We start from the raw sequence: 17,423 nt of genomic DNA on the forward strand, positions 1-17,423 counted from the left end.
GTGGGAGTCGTGTTCCCAGGAAACCCCTTCCCTTACTCATGGCCGCTGGCGCTCGCAGGCTGGTGGGCGACATTGCATCACGAGCTGAGGAGATCACGATGTCACTGACTCTCGACACTTATCGGCTGCTGGGCCGCTCCGGGCTGCGGGTATCCCCGCTGGCGCTGGGTGCGGCGACTTTCGGTACCGAGTGGGGCTGGGGCGCCGAGCGCGATGAGGCGCGCAGGCTGTTCGACCGCTACACCGAGCTCGGCGGGAACTTCTTCGACACCGCCAGCACCTACACCAACGGCAGTTCCGAGCGGCTGCTGGGTGAGTTCGCCCGTAGCGAGCGCGACAGGCTGGTGCTGGCGACGAAGTATTCAACGCTGCGCCGGCCCGGTGACCCCAATTCCGGAGGTACGCACCGCAAAAGCATGCTCGCCTCGGTGGAGGCCAGTCTGCGGCAGCTGAACACGGACTACATCGACCTGCTCTACCTGAACGTATGGGACTTCAGGACGCCGGTGGAGGAGATCCTGCGGGGCCTGGACGACCTGGTGCGGCAGGGCAAGGTGCTGTATACGGCGATCTCCAGCGCCCCGGCGTGGCAGGTATCGCGGATGCAGACGATCGCCGATCTGCGGGGCTGGTCGCCGCTGGCCGCACTGGAGATCGAGTACAGCCTGATCGAGCGTACCGGGGAGCGTGACCTGATCCCCATGGCACGCGAGATGGGACTGGGCGTGGTGCCCTTCTCCCCGCTGGGCGGCGGGGTCCTCACCGGAAAGTACGGCAGGCAGGACCTGAACCCGGCCGGCCCTGTCGCCGGCGAGACCGCCGCCAGCCGCAGGAGCCTCAACACGGCCCTGGGAATCGTCACCGAACGTGCCCTCGCCATCGCCGATGTGGTGAAGGAGGTGGCCTCGGAGCTGGGCCACACCCCCGCCCAGGTCGCACTGGCCTGGACCCTGAACGCCCCGGGCGTGACAGCACCCATCATCGGCGCCCGCACCGTCGCACAGCTGGAAGACAACCTGGGCGCCCTCCAGGTCGGCCTCACCCCCTCCCAGCTCGCTCGCCTCGACGCGGTCAGCACCATCGACCTCGGCAACCCCCACGCACTACTCGCCAGCGACCACATCCGCACGGTCACCTCGGGCGACATGACCATCGAAACCCGCCACTGACCCGGGAACAGCGCCTCATCACCCCTGACGGCGCGGGTGGAAGTCGCTGTTGAAGCACGAGGAACGCTCCGGTGTTCATCGCGGCACTGGAGGCGGTCGCGCTCAGCCCGGATGCTCAGGCGGTGCGGGCCTGCAGGACGCCATCGACACCGTGCAGGAAGGTCTCGGAGATCAGTTTCGGATCGAAGAGACAGCCGGCTGCCATCGCGCCGTCGCGGAGCATGACGAGGTGCCGGCCAGCGGCGTCGGCGGGTGCGTCGCCGATCTGTGCCAGCAGATCCGTGACGGTGTTCAGGAACCATTCCCGGTGGGCCAGGACAGCTTGGTGGATCGGGTGGGAGGCGTCGGGATACTCGGCGGCCGCGTTGAGGAAGGCGCATCCACGGAATTGGGGGGACTGGATGCCTTCGGTGATGGACCTGGCGACGGCCCAGACCTGGTCGCTTGCCGACGGGCTGCCGGCCATGGCGGCGCCGATCTGTGCCCGGATGCCCTGGTCGGCCAGTGCGAGGTACGCCAGGATGAGCTCTTCCTTGCTCGCGAAGTGCCGGTACAGGGTGGCCCGGGTCACCTGCGCCTCGGCGACGATGCGGTCGATGCCGACCGAGTGGATCCCCTCTGCGTAGAAGATCCGGGTTGCTGTGCCGAGCAGCCGCGCTCTCGCCTCAGAGATGTTGCCGCCTTCTGTACTCCGACTCATGGTGCGATCCTAACAAACGGCAGAACGTTCGATCTCGAAGTTCTCCGCATGAATTCCCGGCAATCCCATGAGAGGTGGGCACGCTCCGCGACGGCTCGACACTGAGGGAGAACGTTCGGTCTTGACGCACAGGGCCACCGTTGTCGTTCTTGTGTTCGTGTCGCGGCTCGTCGTCTCGGCTGAGGTCTCACAGTCCGCCGTCAACATTTTGCGGACTGAGCCCTGCATGCATTCGGGCGATACTGCGGGCTCATCATCGACGAGTTCCGCGCTGCCGACGAGGAGCGACCCGACGCTGAGCGCAGACGGGCACTGCCGCCCGCTGTTCCTGGTACTGACCGGCGGCCGCGGGCGGACTGCACGCAGTTCGACGCGGTGCTGAAGAAGATTCGCGTCCCGCGCACGACTGCGGGCAGGCCGCGGGCAAGCCTGACAGCCTTGCCGCGGACAAGGCATTCAGCAACGGCCCCTGCCGCCGCTACCTGCGGCGTCGGGGTATCCGGCACACGCTCCCGGAGAAAAGACCGACAGCCAGGCCGCCCGCCTGCGCAAAGGCTCACGGCGGCGGACGGCCATCCGCCTTAGACAGTGTCCTATGTGGGAGCGTCTCGTTGAGCTGAACATGGGGCGAGGTACGTGGAGTTGGATTGTTCCGGATGGTTTGTGGGAGATCGCGGAGCCATTGATCCCGCCGTCGAGGGTGCGGCCGCAGGGCGGCGGGACGCAGGACACGCCTGATGAGACGCTGTTCGCGGCGATCATCTACGTCCTGGTCAGTGGCTGTGCCTGGCGGGCCCTGCCACCCTGTTTCGGCATTTCGAAGTCCACCGCGCATCGCCGGTTCCTGATCTGGTCGAGAGCCGGGGTGTGGGGCCGGCTCCACGAGGCCGTGCTGGATCGGATCGACGAGTGCGGACTGCTCGACCTCACACGCACTGTCCTCGACTCCGCCCACGTACGGGCTAAAAAGGGGGCGAACTCACAGGTCCGAGCCCCGTGGACCGAGGCAAGCCGGGCTCCAAGATGCACGTCTTGTCGGACGCGAACGGGCTGCCCCTCGTCGTCGGCGTCTCCGCAGGCAACACCCCTGACAGCCAGGGCCTGAAGGCGATGGTCGCCGGTCTCCAAACGAGACACGACCCCGAAAACGGCTGGCACTACAAACCCCGCAAGCTCCACGCCGACAAGGCGTACGACCAGCGCGACCTGCGACGATGGCTCCGCGGCAAACGCATCGGCGTCCGCATCGCCCGCAAAGGAATCGAGTCCAGCGAACGATTAGGCCGACGACGATGGGTCATCGAGCGGACCATGTCCTGGCTGACCGGCTACCGCAGACTCAACCACCGCTACGAACGTCATCCCCGCAACTACTTGGCCTTCCTCGGCCTCGCCGCCGCCCTCTGCTGCTACAAACGACTCATTCGGCTCACCACATAGGACACTGTCTTAACGCGGAGCGGTACAAGAAACGCGGGCACCGTGGAACGAGCGATCAACAAGCTCAATCAGTCACGAGCCGTCGCCACGCGATACGACAAACGCGGCTACGTCTACCTCGGCACCGCCACCGCCACCGCAACAACCCTCGTTATCCGGCTCCGCACATGATCGCCCGGACAAGTCCTAGTCCCCGCGGTCGGCGGTCACTCGTGTCTCTACGTGCTGCTGCTCGCATGCATCAGTGGACGAGGAGCGATTGCCGGTCCTGTTCATTTGGCAGTCATCCGCTCGTCGTAGCCGGTGTGGGGGTCGACCACGCGACCGGCTGCCCACCAGTTCTCGCGCGCGGTCTCCAGGATGCGGAGGACAACATCCTCGCGGGGCACCCCCGCTATCTGCAGCAAGTGCTTCACCAGCGACTCGAACAGCGCGTTCTTTGTTTCGGCCGTGCGGTCGTTGAACGACAACGTGATGCCTATCAGCCGCTCCGAGCGTGGGAGGCCGAACACGACGTCGTCGTGGAACACGGAGCCCTCCGGGAACTCGTGGAAGTAATGAAACCGATCATCGTCAGGGATGACGAGCGTCTCGACCATCGCCGCGTGGATCGCGTCAGAGATGGCTCTACGCTGATCGCGAGTGGTCACGCCTTGGTGCAGGTAGACGTCGACGAGCGGCATGGTGATCCTCCAGTTGGGGAGAAGTGGGGTGACTAGGGCCACGGTTGGGCGCCGGGCACGGGGACGCGGAAGCACGTCGACACAGCGCACGTGACTGGGTACTGGCCGATCAGGCCGATGAGGACGACGGCCGCTTCTCGCCGTACTCCGACAGGAAGTCGCCGTACAGGTCGTCCGGTACGTCGCGATCCGGGACCAATGCGAGCGCCACGCGGGCCAATCGAGCAGTTCGATCGAGGCCCGCGGGAGTGCGCGCTGCAACGAGGTCATCGATCGCGTTGGCTTTCAGACCGGCGCTAAGCGCGGCCGCGCTATGGGCTGCAGGATGCATTCAGCCCGCCACCGCGCGGCTACGGTGAGGATTGCGATCTCGCGTACTGCCGAGTTCAGGTCGGACGTCGAAATCGCCTCGGCTTCATCGAGTTGCCGTACGGCGACGTCCGGCGCCCGCAGAAGAGTGTTGAACGGAGCCGACAAGCCGGCCGTCGTCGAGAGCAGCGGGGTAGCCGGCATGTCTTCCGCGAGCGACGCGGGTGACCGTCAACCGAACGCTCATCTTCTCCTGTTCCGCGTGCCGCCCGCGCTAGGAGCCGGCGGCGGCCGCCCGCGGAGGGCTTCGTCGCCTCTCGGCGCATTCCATGTCATGACCCCGAGGCTATGTCCGCCTGCACCATGCGACCAGCGCAAGCTTCGCATCCCCCCTATGCTGGCTCAGCATGGATCTACCGTTGTCCACCCTTCAGACCATTCGCACTGTGGCTGAGTACCGCAGCTTCACGGCGGCCGCCGCCGCACTCGGCTACACGCAGTCGGCGGTGTCCCGCCAGATCGCGGCCGCGGAGCGTGATTTCGGTGTGGCGTTGTTCGAGCGCGTGCCACGAGGAGTGCAACTCACCCGCGCCGGTGGTCTCGTTCTGCGCCAGATCGTGATCGCCCTCGACGCGCTCGAACAGGCGGAGAGGATGCTTGCTGGCAAACCCCGGCAGGTGCGCCGGATTCGGATAGGCGCTGTCTCCGTGGCAGGTGCTGCGCTCCTCCCACGATCGATAGCCGCCCTGAGAGAGATGGAGCCCGATCTCGAGATCTCCACCCGCGAGGGCGCCACACCTACGCTCGTCCGCGGGGTGCGAGCCGGGACGCTGGACGTCGCCCTGATCACCGGGCGTCCACCGTTCCGTTCACCCGACCAGGAGCATCCGCCTCTGCAACAGCACACCATCACTGAGACCGCGCTCGCGCTCGCGGTGCCATCAGCCAGTCGGCACGCCGGGCCGGACCCGGTGACCGTGGAGTCGATCGAGGGCGAGTCGTGGATCGCCAGCCAGTCGAGCGAGGACGAGCCTCAGCTCGGTGTCTGGCCGGGCCTGCCCGGACGGCCGGTAGTGCGGCACTGGACCCGCGACTGGGCGACGAAGCTCGGACTTGTCGCCCAGGGCGCCGGAATCACGACGGTGCCGGCAGAGTTTCTCTTGGCTGTTCCGCCCGGGGTGACCATTAATCGGATCCACGGGGTGCCCGCCGAGATCCGCCGCGTGACGCTCACGCATGCACGCGACCTCGGGCCGGCCTTGGTCGCTTCGCTCGTCCGGGCCGTACGCGAAGCCACCGCCACCCTGGTTGCGGAGCACCGCGAGTGGGCCTGACCAGGAGCTTCGAGATCGGTTTCGCTTGAGTATCCGGATGAGGGCCGTTCGGTTCGTCGCCGGACGGGACCTGGGAACGGATCCTGCAGGCGGTCCTGGCAGACGCCGAGCTCATCGACCGCGTCGACGGGTCGATGGTCGGGGTCGATTCGACATCCTGCCGGGCCCATCAGCACGCGGCCGGCGCCCGCAAAGCCCGGCCACGGGTCCCGAAAAAAGGACGACGCCCCGGCACCACCGCCCCGACGAAGAAGGGGGTCCGGTCGGCGGGGGTGGGCCGACAGTACTCGGGAACTGCCGGCCGGATCGAGACTTCCCGGATCGGGGTGTTCCTGGCGGTCCGGGGGCGTCCTCGGCCGGCGTCAGTGTCGCGTCAACCGGTGCAAGGCGTCGAGTACGGGCGGCGCGAGTGTGTTGTGGGTTAACCCCTGGAGCAGCCGCCCTCGGCCTCGCCGGCGGAGCTGGCAAAACCCCTCGAAGCAACAACGTACCGAGCCCGTGGTCGACAGCAGGACGCAGCTAGGCAGGTGCCTCGGACGGCTCTTGGGCAGACCAGTCCCGATGAATCCGTTGGGCGATCACGGCCATCCGGTGCTGGGCTACGACGTCGAGGCCGATCGAGACGTCCTCCTGGCAGCTGGTCATGTGACGGCCGCCGACCGGGGTTCGTAGAAGGTGCCGTCGCGGAGCATCATCAGGCAGTGGAAGCAGAGAATTCACCCCGCGGACAAGAATGCTTGCGCATCTCCCGCCGACGCGCGCCCACAGGGATAGGCACAGGCCATGAGTCGAGAGCCGAAGGCACTACGGCAGATCGCGGAGAGAGCGTGCCGGACGGGATGGGAGCGAGGAACGGTGGTGGGCCCCTCGGTGTCGAGGGGCGCCTCTGCCTGGACGGTATGAATTCCCAACGGTCGACACCTGGTTGGGAGGCTGCGTTGACCCGCAGGAGCCAACAAGGGACCAGCGGTGTCGCGCTTCATCCCGGGAGCGGTCACCTTGGTGACTCGCTCGGAGACCACCGAGGCGAGGTTGCCACCGTGGGCGTGGGGCCCGGCGGAGCTCAGCCGGTCCAGCCACTGGCCCCCGCCAGTCCCGCTCGGTATGCCAGGACCACGGCTTGAACGCGGTCGCGGAGGTCGAGTTTGGTGAGGATGCGGGAGACATAGGTCTTCACTGTCTCGGGACTGATCATCAACTCAGCGGCGATCTCTGCGTTGGACAGGCCCTCGCTGATGAGGAGGAGCACCTCGTGTTCGCGCGGGGCGAGGGCCTTGAGACGGTCGCGTTCAGGTGACGGGGCGGCGGCCGACGGGCGTACGCGTTCGCCGAAGCGGCCGATCAGGGTGCGGGTGACCGCAGGGTCCAGCAGGGACTCGCCACGGGCCACCGTCCGTACGGCGCTGATGAGTTCCGGCGGTGGGGCGTCCTTCAGGATGAAGCCGCTGGCGCCGGCGCGGAGGGCCTCGTAGACGTACTCGTCGACATTGAACGTCGTGACAACGAGGATCTTCGCGGGACTGAGAGAGCCGGGGCCCGCCAGGTGGCGGGTGGCCTCGATTCCGTCGAGCAGGGGCATCCGGATGTCCATGACGACGACGTCCGGTTTCAGTTCCTCGGCTTTGCGGATTCCCGTCCGGCCGTCCGCCGCCTCCCCTACCAGCTCCATGTCGGGCTGGGCGGAGAGGATCGTGACGAAGCCGGCACGTACGAGGGCCTGGTCTTCGCAGACCAGCACCCTGATCGCGGCAGGCGGAACACTCATACGGCGCCTCCTGCGGGGATGTGTGCGTGTACGCGGAACCCGCCTTCGGGGGTGGGCCCTGCCGTGAACTCGCCGTCCAGCATATCCACCCGTTCTCGCAGTCCGGTCAGGCCCCGGCCTCCCGAGGTGTGTGGGCCGCCGTTGCGGTGGGCGGCGGCCGTGGGCGCGCCGTCGGTGGCCCCGGCGGTGGTGATCGTCACGTCCGTCCAGCCAGGGGTGTGCGCGAGCCGTACCAGCGTCTGCCGGCCCCTGGCGTACTTCACGGCGTTCGTGAGCGACTCCTGTATGACGCGGTACGCCGTGAGCTGGGCGCCTATGGCCATGGCCGGCGGCTCGCCGTCCTCGACCATCTCGACCGGCTGGCCGGCGGCTCGGACCTGCTCCACCAGATCAGGGACCCGGCCCGGCACCGGTGACCGTCCGTGCTGGGCCGAATCGCCGGTCGCCTCCAGCACACCGAGAAGGAACCGGAGTTCGGCCAGTGCACGGCGGCCGGTGCCGTTGATGGCGTCGAGGCTCTCGCGCAGGCGCGCCGGCGACTCCGTGAGGTACTGCGCCGCGCCGGCCTGCACCACCATCGCTGTCACATGGTGGGTCACGACGTCGTGCAACTCGCGCGCCATGCGGCTGCGTTCGGCGGCGATGGCCGCCTGCCCGGACAGCCGCCGACGCTCGGCCTCGTGCACCCGGTACCGGCGTACCAGGACACCCAGGCCCCACAACGCCGCCAGGAGCGTGTACTGGAGCAGATAGTCGGTCAACTCTTCGGGCGAACCCAGTCTGTACAAGGCGACGTCGAAGACCACGCACCCGGCTGTCACAGCCGGCGCTACGAGCCACCGCAGGCGTTCTTGGTGGGCCCCCACGGAGTACAACGCAATGTACAGCCCCAGGCTCCCGAAGGTCGGCGGGTAACCGACGGACTCGTAGAGCGCGAACGAGGCCCCCACCACCGCCAGGCAGGCGGCCGGCCACCGGGTACGCACCGTGAGCGGCAGGGCCTGCCCCAGGGTGAGCAGTACGCTCGCCGCGGAGGTTCCGTGGGCCGGAAGGTCGCTGAACTGCGCCCCGATCCGCGACAACGGCGCGGCGAAAGACAGCAGCGTGAACACGAGCGCGAACTCGCGGTCCCTGGTGGCGGCGGGCCGCGCTTCCCACCACAGGGTGAGCCGGGCGGCGGCCGCCGCCACCGGATTCGCTCCGGCGCGCATACCCCGGTCCTGCGCCCGCCGTCCGACCCCGGCTCTGAGCCCCGTGTCTTCCGATCCGTCAGGATGGGCTGTGGGATCCGTCGTGGCCGGGGACACTTTGCCTGACGCTTCGCGCGTTGTTCGTTTTTCCATCGTCATCCACGATCCGATAGGTCCAGCGCTGAGCGGTACGGAGGCCGGGCCATGGCCTGCAGCCTGCCCGCCCGTCCGGTGCCACCTGTCCATGACGACCCGTCCGGCATCGGCACCACGGTCCCACCGCGCTGGACAGCGTCGCACAGTGAACGTAGGGCCTGGTGGCAGGCGTGTCGTCCCCCCGGAGAGGACAGCCGGGTAGCTCGCTCGGGGGACCCACGCGTGCGGCAAGTGTCCACCCTGCAGTGACGATCCGGACAGGTGGTGGCCCGTAGCTTCTCGGTGTCCGAAACGGAAAGGGCCCCGTTATGACAAGTGGGCCTTGAAGGAGGAAGCCATGTCCCTGGACCATCAGCCATCACCGATGCGAGTGGCCGGTCACGATGTCCACAGCCCCGGTTCTACCGAGGAGAGCACCGGGCGCCGGGCACGGTGGGGGGCGTCGGCGTGGGTGCGGCTGCCGGTGCTGTTCGTGGCGATGCTCGCGGTGGACGGGATCACCAGCGCGATCAACAGCGCCGCCGACGCCACTCCGGTGACCGCCCTGATCGCCGGGGTCGCCACCGGCGGGCTCGCCCTGGCCGTGTATGTGGGGCTGGTGCGGTATCTGGAGGGCCGCCGCAAGCCGCAGGAGCTGGCGCTCGGGACAGCGCGGTACGGACTGCGCGTGGGCACCGTCCTCGGGCTCGGCCTGTTCAGCGTCACCATCGCGCTGGTCGCGGTGGCCGGCGGCTACCACGTACGTGGCTGGGGCTCGATCGGCGGCGCGTTGACCACGCTGGGACTGATGAGTTGCGTCGCGGTCGCCGAGGAACTGGCCTTCCGCGGTTCGCTGTTCCGGGTACTGGAAGAGAAGACCGGCACATGGGGGGCGCTCGCTGTCTCCGGGCTGATCTTCGGCGGCTTGCATCTGATGAACAAGGACGCGACGATCTGGGGCGCACTGGCCATCGCGATTGAGGCCGGAATGATGCTCGGTGCGGTCTACGCCGCCACTCGCTCAATGTGGCTGCCGATCGGCCTGCACCTCGGCTGGAACATGGCCGAGCAAGGAATCTTCGGGGCCAGCGTCTCCGGCGCCGGGAACGGATCCGGCGGTTTGCTGAGCTCCTCCGTCAGCGGCTCCGCCGCACTGACCGGAGGCAGCTTCGGCCCCGAAGCAAGCATCCCGGCCATCCTCGTGTGCACCGTGGCCACCGTGCTGTTCCTACGGGCTGCCAAGCGCCAGGGCCGGATCTTCACCCGCGCCGAGATGGCGAAGGCGATGCAAGGCTGAAGCGGTTCGTCACCGGCAAGCTTCAGCGCGAGATCGGCGGCGAACCGCCCGGATCACCCCCGGTCTCGCGCGGGCGAAGCGCGGCTTGAGAGCGGCGGAGGACGCGGTGGTCAGCCCTGTGCCGTCAGGAAGATCCACAAGCGAACCGTGCCACGGCCGCCAAGGCCCCGACCTGGAAGAAGCACTGCTCAGCGCGGCGTGGGCGGTACTCCGCGACCACGGCTACGCCGGATCCACCCTGGCAGCCGTGGCAGGCCACGCAGGCACCAGCCGCCCCGTCACCAAGAAACGTCAGCACCAAATCGGCATCCCTTTCTGACAGCAGCGAGTCACCCACAACACCCCTTGCACAGCGGAGAGTTCGACTCTCACCCACTGACACCACGATGCCGAACAACCACCGGAAAACACCCGCAGATCATCACGAGTGTGACCGCGCTGCGCCCGCCCGGTCCTGCCTGGGTTCGCCCGGTCAACCACTGTGCTGCGCATCAGGCTTGACTGCCCGCCAGGATTCAGGTGGTTCCGGAGACTCGACGAGCCCGGCCTCTCGCTTCGCTCGGGCCCGGTCGGAACGGCGGGCTGTCAGCGTCCTTCTCGGCGCCTGAGAATGCGCAGTCCGTCGATGTTCCGTGCGAGCAGCATGCAGCCCAGCACCGCACAGAAGATCTCCAGAGCCATCAGTCCCGAAGAGGGGGACCCCGCAAGAGTAATGCCGGCCTGGAACAGAATGAGACCACCCGCCAGGATGCCCAACACTCCGGCCGCCCGGCTCCTCGGTACGAACCGCCACCAGGGACCTTCGTCCGGGCGCCCCCAAGATCGCCTGCTGCCACTCATGTCGGCCTCCGATCAGTTGCTTGATGGGCGCTTTCCCGACCGCGGCAGGGTCATGCCCGTCATGTCGGCCGAACCGCGGGTGGCGCGGGGAGTGTGGGCCGGCGGATGGCTGGATGGTCGAGATGCGGAGCACACGACCGGTTCCGGAAGGTTCCGGCTGGAGGGGCTGCACGAGGACGCGTCACATCATCTGATGCGCTGGGGCCCTGAGTCGGAGATTCGTCGGCAGTAGGTGGCGACTTTGTCGAGGATCTCGTCGGCGGACTTGGTCCAGATCAAGGGCCGGGGTGTTCGTTCCAGCCCGCGAACGGCGCGAAGGCCCGCCAGATCCGCGAGATGGCCGACTGCTCATCCCGGTCGCCGCAAGCCATCCACCTCGTCGACCAGTGGGTGGCGTTCTTCGGCGTCTGCTCCAGCGTCTTGACGATGACCCGCTCGACATCCGCGTCCGTGATCTTCCGCGGGGCACCGGAGCGCGGCTCATCCGACAGGCCCTCCAAACCGCGCTCGATGAACCGCCGCCAGGTACGCACCATGTCCGCGGTCACCGACAACCGACGCGACACCTGCAGGATCGAATGCCCCTCGGCACACTCCAACACGATCCTCGAACGCTGGGCCAGAGCGTCGTTGGCGTGTCACCGCTGAGGGCCTGTCGTCTGCCGCCAGGGGCGGGCCGTCACGGCCGGCCCCTCCACGCCGGTGAAGGCCGCTCCTCCACGAAGGGCCCGGAGGCCGGGTACATCGTCGATCGCTCCCGGCCCGGAGCCGGCCGTCGTGGCCGTACGGGCTCACGGGCGATACGTGGCTGGATCCGCGGACACGGCCCCCGGGCGCCGAGAAGACGAGGGAGTACTCGTCTCCGGAGCCGTTGCACACCGAGTCGCGAGCGAGTCGTGGGCGGGCCGCACCGGATGACTGGCCGCCGCTTTCCGGACGGGCCGGCACGCGACAGTTGACGGCGCGAGCCCACGAGTCTCCCTTCCGCGCTCGGGCCGGCACGCCCCCCGTGGGGTCTCCGCCAGCGGGTCGGCCTCGTGAAACGAGATCAACGGTGAACGGCTGCACGCCCCTTGACTCGCCCGCGAGGCCAGTGGTCGAATCATCGAAAGGGTCAGATGGTCAGTCCATCAACACAGCAAGCTACGCCCCCCCGCATCACCTCGGAAAACGTCCGCTGGGTCGTTGAACCACTCGGCGTCGCCGTACGGCCGCGGGTAGCCGTACCCATGACCGGAATCGAGAACGGGACACTCGATGCGAGATCAAACGTGCGCGAAAGCCCTGTCAATCCATCGCCGAAGTGACCGATCCCCTCATCACAGACGCCCCTGGCATCGGAGTCTGATGCCGCTGGTCGCGGCCCTCCTCGTCGCGACCCTGTCCACAGCCTGCGCGAATCTCTCCAGAAACGCCGTTCACAGCGCCCCGGACGGCACGACACAGGTCACCATCGGGAAGGCCGTGGACACCATCGGCTTCACCACCGCCGATGTCGCCCAGCAGAAGGGCTACTTCGCCAAGGAAGGCGTGACGACCAAGCAGGAACTGCTCGGTGGGAGCAGTACCGCCTTCGCCGCCCTGCAGAGCGGCAGCGTCCAGTTCGTGATGGCGTCCTCGACCGCGTTGCTGAGCGCCAAGACGAAGAACGTGCCGCTGCAGGCCGTCGCTTCGCTGGACTACGGCGTGTCCCTGCAACTGGCCGCGTCCAAGAGCTGGGCCACGCAACACCACTTGTCAACGAAGCAGCCGCTGAAGTCGGTGATGCGGAGCCTGACCGGCGCGACCCTGGGCGTCGTCTCCACGACCGACCTGACGTACTACCACTACCTGATGAAGCAGGCGGGGCTGAGCCAGGACCAGTTCAAGACCATCACGATCAAGACCCAGGCCGCCGCTCTGGCCGCCCTGCAGCACGGGCAGATCGACGCCATCCTCCTCTCCCCTCCCAACAGCTACTTCGCCCAGGCGCAGGGGCAGGCGCGGATCGTCGCGACGCTGCACTCCGTGCCGGTGCTCCGGAAGATGACGTACGACGTGCTGGTGGTCGCCTCCTCGTTCGCCAAGGCTCATCCGGACGTCGTGCGGTCGGTCGCGACCGCGCTGGCACGGGCGGACAACACGATGGCCCAGCACCCGGAGTCGGTGCTGGACGTGGAGCGGGCCCACTACCCCAGGATGAGCGACGCCGTCCTGCTGCAGAGCCTGAAGTACGTCACCTTCGCCCCTGACGGGAAGATGAGTCAGGACGGCTGGCAGAAGGTCCGCGAGGAGGCGGAGCAGAGCGACGTGCCCGACGCGTCCTCCGTCAACGTGTCGCAGAACCAGGGCACCTGGTCCAACGACCACATCGCGGTGGACAGACTTCACACCACGTCCGGGACCTCCTCCCCACCCCCTCCCTCTTCCTCCGCCTCGTCCCCTTCCTCTGTCCCCGCATCCTCCTGACCCTCGTCCGCGGCAGGAGCAGCCGGCTGGACTCCAGCTCCGCGCAATGAGGAAACGTTCCCCCTGGGAGCCGTTCCCGCAGCGGGGCGACACACTCCGCAGGCCGCACCGCCACACCCGAGGCACGCCGTACGCCGTGCCGGCAGCGCCCGGCATCCCTTCGGCCTGCGTCCCCCGGCCCTTCGTCCCCGCTGTCGCTCGCTTCGACGTTCCGCCATCCCGCCATGCAACAAAACCCCGGACAGGTGATCCGCATGCAGAGGGAAACCCCAGTACCCGCAGTACACGACTCCCCCACCGCGGTGAAGAACCCGGCTTCCGGGCAGCACGCGGTCCGCTTCGAGAACGTCTCACTGATGTTCCGCAGCAGAAGGAGCGCCTCTCCGGTGGAGGCGCTGCACGAGGTGTCGTTCGACGTCGGTGAGCGCGAGTTCTGCGCGATCGTCGGCCCCAGCGGGTGCGGCAAGAGCACCCTGCTGAACCTGGTGGCCGGCCTGACCCCGCCGTCGTCCGGGAGCATCCAGGTCCACGGCCGTCCGGTGACCGGTCTGATACCCGACATCGGCTACGTGACGCAGGACTCCAACCTGCTGCCGTGGCTGACGGTGGACGAGAACATCCGCCTGCCGCTGCAGATACGCAAGATGCCCGCCGAGGAACAGGACGAGCGCGTCGACAAGTGGATCGAGCTGGTCGGCCTCGGTGGTTTCCGCGACAACTACCCGCACCAACTGTCGGGGGGCATGCAGAAACGCTGCTCGATCGCACGGACCCTGGTGTACGACCCGCCGATCCTGCTCATGGATGAGCCCTTCGGCGCGCTGGACGCCATGACCAAGGCCGTCATGCAGGACACCCTGCTCGACCTCTGGGACAGCCACCAGAAGACCGTCCTGTTCGTGACGCACGACCTCTCCGAGGCCCTCACCCTGGCCGACCGGGTGATCGTGATGAGCGCTCGTCCGGGCCGGGTGAAAGCCGCGGCGCAGGTGGACATACCGCGGCCCCGTGACGTCTTCCACATCTCCGAGCTGCGCGAGTTCGCCGAGCAGCACCGCGTCCTGTGGGACATGTTCGCAGCCGAGATCGCGACGGGAGGACTCTCGAAGTGAACGCACAAGCAGGTCTGGCCGCCGCCGAGGACACAGCCGCGACGACTGCCGCGCCCACACCGCGCGGCGGAGAGGACAAGAGCCGGTCCGGCACCTCCTGGAGCACCCAGGGCCTGCGTGTCCTGGTGTTCCTGATCGTCATCGGACTGTGGCAGCTGGCGGACGGCCACATGCTGCCCGACTACCTCATCAGCAGCCCCGTCCATGTCGCAAGGACCCTCTGGGACTACGCCTCGGGCGTCCAGCCGGGACTGTGGCGGGACGTCCAGGTCACCGCCGAGGAGCTTGTTCTGGGGTACGCCGTGGGAGTCGTGGGCGGGCTCGCCGTCGGACTGCTCCTCGGGTACTGGCGCGTCGGCGCCACGGTCCTCGGCCCCCTCATCGGAGCCGTCAACGGCATTCCGAAGATCGCCCTGGCTCCGCTGTTCCTGATCTGGTTCGGTATCGGCATCGAGTCGAAGATCGCCATCGCAGCCATGACGGTGTTCTTCGTGATGTTCTACAACACCTACATGGGCGTGGTGACCATGCCCGACAACCTGGTGAACGTGCTGCGGGTGATGGGGGCACGACGGGCCACGGTGATCCGGCGGGTGACCCTGCCGCAGATCAGCGTCCCGGTGCTGTCCGGAATGAAGTCCTCGGTCTCGTTCGCCATGATCGGCGTGATCGTCGGGGAGTTCATCGCCTCCCAGGACGGCATCGGGTACCTCATCAACACCGCCACGCAGAACTTCGACTCGGCGACGGTGTTCGCCGGGATCGTAGTGCTCATGCTCATGATCGCGATCGGCATGCTGTTGGTGGGAATGCTCGAACGGTGGGCCCTGCGCTGGCAGCGCGACTGAACGGGGCCGCCGGCAGGGAGCCCGCGCGAACGCCGGGGCGCGCCCGGTCCGTACCGCGCCCCACGTGTGTGCCCCACCTCATAGGTCACCCACAACGAGCGGACCGCGCCGCGTGCATGACGTGGCGCACGCGTCAACCACCGGACAGGGACGGGGAGAACGCGGATCCCCCACCACCACGGACCCGCCACGGACCCATCACTGATCACCGTTGGGTACCGCCGATCCACCACCACGAGCTCGCCCGCACAGGTGGGCCGCACCGAGCTCGGAGCCACCACCGGCCCGGCGGCCGCCGGCCGGCCGCCCCGAGTTCGGTCGTCACAGGTTCGACCGTCACGAGTTCGACCGTCACCGGTCAGAACACCACAGATCAAGGAGAGGTTCCGCATGGCTGCAGGGCAGACGACGGTAGGGGTACTGGGCGCGGGCCGGATGGGGACTCCCATCATCGGTCACCTGGTCCGGCACGGCTTCACCGTGCTGGTGCACGACGTGGACCCGGGCAAGGAGTCCGCGGTGACCGAACGTGGCGCGCGCTTCGTACGGTCCAAGGAGGAGATCGCCGGCGCATGCGACACCGTGATGGTCTGCGTCGGCTACGAGGAACAGCTCAAGGAGACGATGCTCGGCGACGGCGGCATGCTGGGTGCGCTGCGCGAGGGTTGCGTCGTGGCCGTGCTGAGCACCGTGCCCCCGCAGACCATGGGCACCCTCGCCGAGGCCGCCGAGAAGTACGGAGTGCACGTCGTGGACGCGCCGGTCTGCCGCGGCTCGTGGGCGGCCGACGCGGGCGAACTGCTCTCGCTGCTCGGCGGCACCGAGGAGGCGGTGGCGAAGTTCACCGAGGTCGCCCGCGCGTACTCCACGGACGTCGTCAGGACCGGTGACATCGGCGCGGGGCAGGTCGCGAAGGCGGTCAACAACCTGATCCTCTGGGCATGCCTGGTCGCCGACCACGAGGGACTCGCCCTGGCCCAGCGCCACGGCGTCGACATCGACGTCCTGCGTGAAGCGCTCACCATGTCCAGCGCCTCCAACCACGCGCTGGACAACTGGAACAACCAGACGATGGCCTGGGCCGAGGACGACATGAAGATCGTCTCCGAGATGGCCGCCGGCGCCGGCATCGGCCTCCCGCAGGCAGCGGTCAACCGGGAGATCTGCCGCGTGCTCAAGCCGCGGCGGTACGACCTCGGCCGGTACGGCGCGTGACCGGCCTGCCCGGGCCGCACACACAGCGTGGCCCGGTGCGGAGCACGGCCCCCGGGCGTCCCACCCACGCCAACGACCGTGCGTATTCCCGAATCTCGGATGGTCCGGGCTCAAGCGGTCCGGATGGATCAGATGGCTCACAGGGTTCAGCGGAAGCGGAGGAAATCTGACATGTCGTCCCCACTCCAGGGCAGGCACGCCGTGGTCACCGGCGCAGGCCGGAACGTCGGAGCGGCCATCGCCGGACGATTCGTCCGCGACGGCGCGCGGGTGGTCGTCGCGGACGTCGACTTCGATGCAGCGTCCCGGGTCGCCAAAGGGCTGAACGACGCGTACCCCGGCAGCGCCGTGCCGCTCGCCGCGGACGTCTCCTCGGGAGCCGAGGTGGCCGGGCTCGTCGACTCGGCGTGGGCAGCACTCGGTCACATCGACACACTGGTCAACTGCGTCGCCATCACCGACCGTCCGACCACCGTGCTGGACCTCTCGGACGATCTGTGGCGCAAGGTCATCGACGTGTCGCTGACGTCGGCGTTCCTCACCACCAAGTACCTCGCCAAGAAGATGGTGGCGGAGGGGCGCGGCGGAGTGGTCGTGCACATCGGCTCGACTTCCGGCCAGTTCGCCCGGAAGAACGCGCTCGCGTACCCGACCGCCAAGGCTGCCCTGTACGCGCTCGTACGCTCGCTCGCCGTGCAGCTCGGCCCGCACGGCATCCGCGTCAACACGGTGAGCCCGAACAAGGTCGGCTCACCAGTCGGCACCGACGTGGAGCCGGAGAACCGCGAGCGTCGCAACCTGGTGGGGCGTGCCTGCACGCCGGAGGACATCGCCGCGGCGGTGGCGTTCATGGTCGGCGCCGAGGCCGGTTTCATCACGGGCACGGATCTGCTCGTCGACGGCGGCGCGCTCCTCTCCACCGGCGACTGAGGCACGGC

Annotated in this window: 15 protein-coding genes and 2 pseudogenes; 12 read left to right on the forward strand and 5 right to left on the reverse strand. The window is 68.0% G+C overall.

What is annotated here, in order from left to right:
- The first annotated feature begins 98 nt into the window (after window positions 1-98).
- The gene (locus tag OG310_RS06130) at window positions 99-1,169 is read left to right on the forward strand and encodes an aldo/keto reductase (RefSeq protein WP_329454851.1); all 1,071 of its coding nucleotides are present in this window, start codon (window positions 99-101) and stop codon (window positions 1,167-1,169) included.
- Window positions 1,170-1,284: 115 nt separating this feature from the next.
- On the opposite strand, the gene OG310_RS06135 is transcribed toward OG310_RS06130, so the two are convergent.
- The gene (locus OG310_RS06135; protein ID WP_329454852.1) at window positions 1,285-1,869 is read right to left on the reverse strand and encodes a TetR/AcrR family transcriptional regulator; all 585 of its coding nucleotides are present in this window, start codon (window positions 1,867-1,869) and stop codon (window positions 1,285-1,287) included.
- Window positions 1,870-2,491: 622 nt separating this feature from the next.
- On the opposite strand from OG310_RS06135, the gene OG310_RS06140 reads away from it, so the two are divergent.
- Together OG310_RS06140 and OG310_RS06145 are read left to right on the forward strand one after the other, a co-directional pair.
- A protein-coding gene (locus OG310_RS06140; RefSeq protein ID WP_329460043.1) for an IS5 family transposase occupies window positions 2,492-3,309 on the forward strand; the annotation gives its coding sequence in 2 pieces (ribosomal slippage) (window positions 2,492-2,834 and window positions 2,834-3,309; 819 coding nt in all).
- A gap of 42 nt (window positions 3,310-3,351) precedes the next feature.
- Window positions 3,352-3,480: a hypothetical protein gene (locus OG310_RS06145; RefSeq protein WP_443078561.1), complete on the forward strand. Its 129-nt coding sequence runs from the start codon at window positions 3,352-3,354 to the stop codon at window positions 3,478-3,480.
- A 101-nt stretch (window positions 3,481-3,581) separates the two neighbouring features.
- Here the strand turns inward: OG310_RS06145 and OG310_RS06150 are convergent, their stop codons facing one another.
- On the reverse strand, window positions 3,582-3,992 hold the full coding sequence (locus OG310_RS06150) for a tautomerase family protein (protein WP_329454853.1): 411 nt from the start codon (window positions 3,990-3,992) through the stop codon (window positions 3,582-3,584).
- A 716-nt stretch (window positions 3,993-4,708) separates the two neighbouring features.
- On the opposite strand from OG310_RS06150, the gene OG310_RS06155 reads away from it, so the two are divergent.
- The 3 genes and pseudogenes from OG310_RS06155 to OG310_RS38510 form a co-directional block, all read left to right on the forward strand.
- A complete protein-coding gene (locus tag OG310_RS06155; protein WP_329454854.1) occupies window positions 4,709-5,635 on the forward strand; it encodes a LysR family transcriptional regulator in 927 nt (308 codons plus the stop codon).
- Window positions 5,636-5,691: 56 nt separating this feature from the next.
- A pseudogene (locus OG310_RS06160) lies at window positions 5,692-5,939 on the forward strand (IS5/IS1182 family transposase); the annotation flags it as partial.
- Window positions 5,884-6,012 (forward strand): annotated as a pseudogene (locus OG310_RS38510) (IS701 family transposase); the annotation flags it as partial. The pseudogenes OG310_RS06160 and OG310_RS38510, both read left to right, overlap by 56 nt.
- A gap of 686 nt (window positions 6,013-6,698) precedes the next feature.
- Here the strand turns inward: OG310_RS38510 and OG310_RS06165 are convergent.
- On the reverse strand, window positions 6,699-7,400 hold the full coding sequence (locus OG310_RS06165; protein WP_329454855.1) for a response regulator transcription factor: 702 nt from the start codon (window positions 7,398-7,400) through the stop codon (window positions 6,699-6,701).
- Window positions 7,397-8,611 (reverse strand): sensor histidine kinase, encoded by a 1,215-nt coding sequence (locus OG310_RS06170; protein WP_329454856.1) that lies wholly within the window; start codon window positions 8,609-8,611, stop codon window positions 7,397-7,399. The genes OG310_RS06165 and OG310_RS06170 overlap by 4 nt, the downstream gene beginning before the upstream one ends.
- Before the next feature lie 472 nt (window positions 8,612-9,083).
- Between OG310_RS06170 and OG310_RS06175 the strand changes: the two genes are divergently transcribed.
- Complete coding sequence (locus OG310_RS06175; protein ID WP_329454857.1) at window positions 9,084-10,022, forward strand: CPBP family intramembrane glutamic endopeptidase; 939 nt, start codon at window positions 9,084-9,086, stop codon at window positions 10,020-10,022.
- Between the two features lie 1,115 nt (window positions 10,023-11,137).
- Here the strand turns inward: OG310_RS06175 and OG310_RS06180 are convergent.
- Window positions 11,138-11,464 carry a helix-turn-helix domain-containing protein gene (locus OG310_RS06180; protein ID WP_443078562.1) on the reverse strand — a complete coding sequence of 109 codons (327 nt, stop codon included), beginning with the start codon at window positions 11,462-11,464 and terminating at the stop codon, window positions 11,138-11,140.
- Between the two features lie 745 nt (window positions 11,465-12,209).
- On the opposite strand from OG310_RS06180, the gene OG310_RS06185 reads away from it, so the two are divergent.
- From OG310_RS06185 to OG310_RS06205, 5 genes are all read left to right on the forward strand, one after another.
- Window positions 12,210-13,310, forward strand: a complete 1,101-nt coding sequence (locus OG310_RS06185; RefSeq protein ID WP_329454858.1) for an ABC transporter substrate-binding protein — start codon at window positions 12,210-12,212, stop codon at window positions 13,308-13,310.
- A gap of 254 nt (window positions 13,311-13,564) precedes the next feature.
- Window positions 13,565-14,422 carry an ABC transporter ATP-binding protein gene (locus OG310_RS06190; RefSeq protein ID WP_329454859.1) on the forward strand — a complete coding sequence of 286 codons (858 nt, stop codon included), beginning with the start codon at window positions 13,565-13,567 and terminating at the stop codon, window positions 14,420-14,422.
- Window positions 14,419-15,270 carry an ABC transporter permease gene (locus OG310_RS06195; protein ID WP_329454860.1) on the forward strand — a complete coding sequence of 284 codons (852 nt, stop codon included), beginning with the start codon at window positions 14,419-14,421 and terminating at the stop codon, window positions 15,268-15,270. Before OG310_RS06190 ends, OG310_RS06195 begins: the two co-directional genes overlap by 4 nt.
- 390 nt (window positions 15,271-15,660) lie before the next feature.
- Window positions 15,661-16,485: an NAD(P)-dependent oxidoreductase gene (locus tag OG310_RS06200; RefSeq protein ID WP_329454861.1), complete on the forward strand. Its 825-nt coding sequence runs from the start codon at window positions 15,661-15,663 to the stop codon at window positions 16,483-16,485.
- Window positions 16,486-16,656: 171 nt separating this feature from the next.
- Window positions 16,657-17,415 carry an SDR family NAD(P)-dependent oxidoreductase gene (locus tag OG310_RS06205; protein ID WP_329454862.1) on the forward strand — a complete coding sequence of 253 codons (759 nt, stop codon included), beginning with the start codon at window positions 16,657-16,659 and terminating at the stop codon, window positions 17,413-17,415.
- Window positions 17,416-17,423: the final 8 nt, after the last annotated feature.

Origin of the sequence: Streptomyces sp. NBC_01497 (assembly GCF_036250695.1) — a bacterium.
GTDB lineage: Bacteria > Actinomycetota > Actinomycetes > Streptomycetales > Streptomycetaceae > Streptomyces.

Excerpts from the sequence above, each read along its gene's own strand:
- OG310_RS06130 (WP_329454851.1), top strand. The coding sequence starts at position 99 with ATGTCACTGACTCTCGACACTTATCGGCTGCTGGGCCGCTCCGGGCTG.
- OG310_RS06135 (WP_329454852.1), bottom strand. The coding sequence starts at position 1,869 with ATGAGTCGGAGTACAGAAGGCGGCAACATCTCTGAGGCGAGAGCGCGG.
- OG310_RS06150 (WP_329454853.1), bottom strand. The coding sequence starts at position 3,992 with ATGCCGCTCGTCGACGTCTACCTGCACCAAGGCGTGACCACTCGCGAT.
- OG310_RS06155 (WP_329454854.1), top strand. The coding sequence starts at position 4,709 with ATGGATCTACCGTTGTCCACCCTTCAGACCATTCGCACTGTGGCTGAG.
- OG310_RS06165 (WP_329454855.1), bottom strand. The coding sequence starts at position 7,400 with ATGAGTGTTCCGCCTGCCGCGATCAGGGTGCTGGTCTGCGAAGACCAG.
- OG310_RS06170 (WP_329454856.1), bottom strand. The coding sequence starts at position 8,611 with ATGCGCGCCGGAGCGAATCCGGTGGCGGCGGCCGCCGCCCGGCTCACC.
- OG310_RS06175 (WP_329454857.1), top strand. The coding sequence starts at position 9,084 with ATGTCCCTGGACCATCAGCCATCACCGATGCGAGTGGCCGGTCACGAT.
- OG310_RS06185 (WP_329454858.1), top strand. The coding sequence starts at position 12,210 with ATGCCGCTGGTCGCGGCCCTCCTCGTCGCGACCCTGTCCACAGCCTGC.
- OG310_RS06190 (WP_329454859.1), top strand. The coding sequence starts at position 13,565 with ATGCAGAGGGAAACCCCAGTACCCGCAGTACACGACTCCCCCACCGCG.
- OG310_RS06200 (WP_329454861.1), top strand. The coding sequence starts at position 15,661 with ATGGCTGCAGGGCAGACGACGGTAGGGGTACTGGGCGCGGGCCGGATG.
- OG310_RS06205 (WP_329454862.1), top strand. The coding sequence starts at position 16,657 with ATGTCGTCCCCACTCCAGGGCAGGCACGCCGTGGTCACCGGCGCAGGC.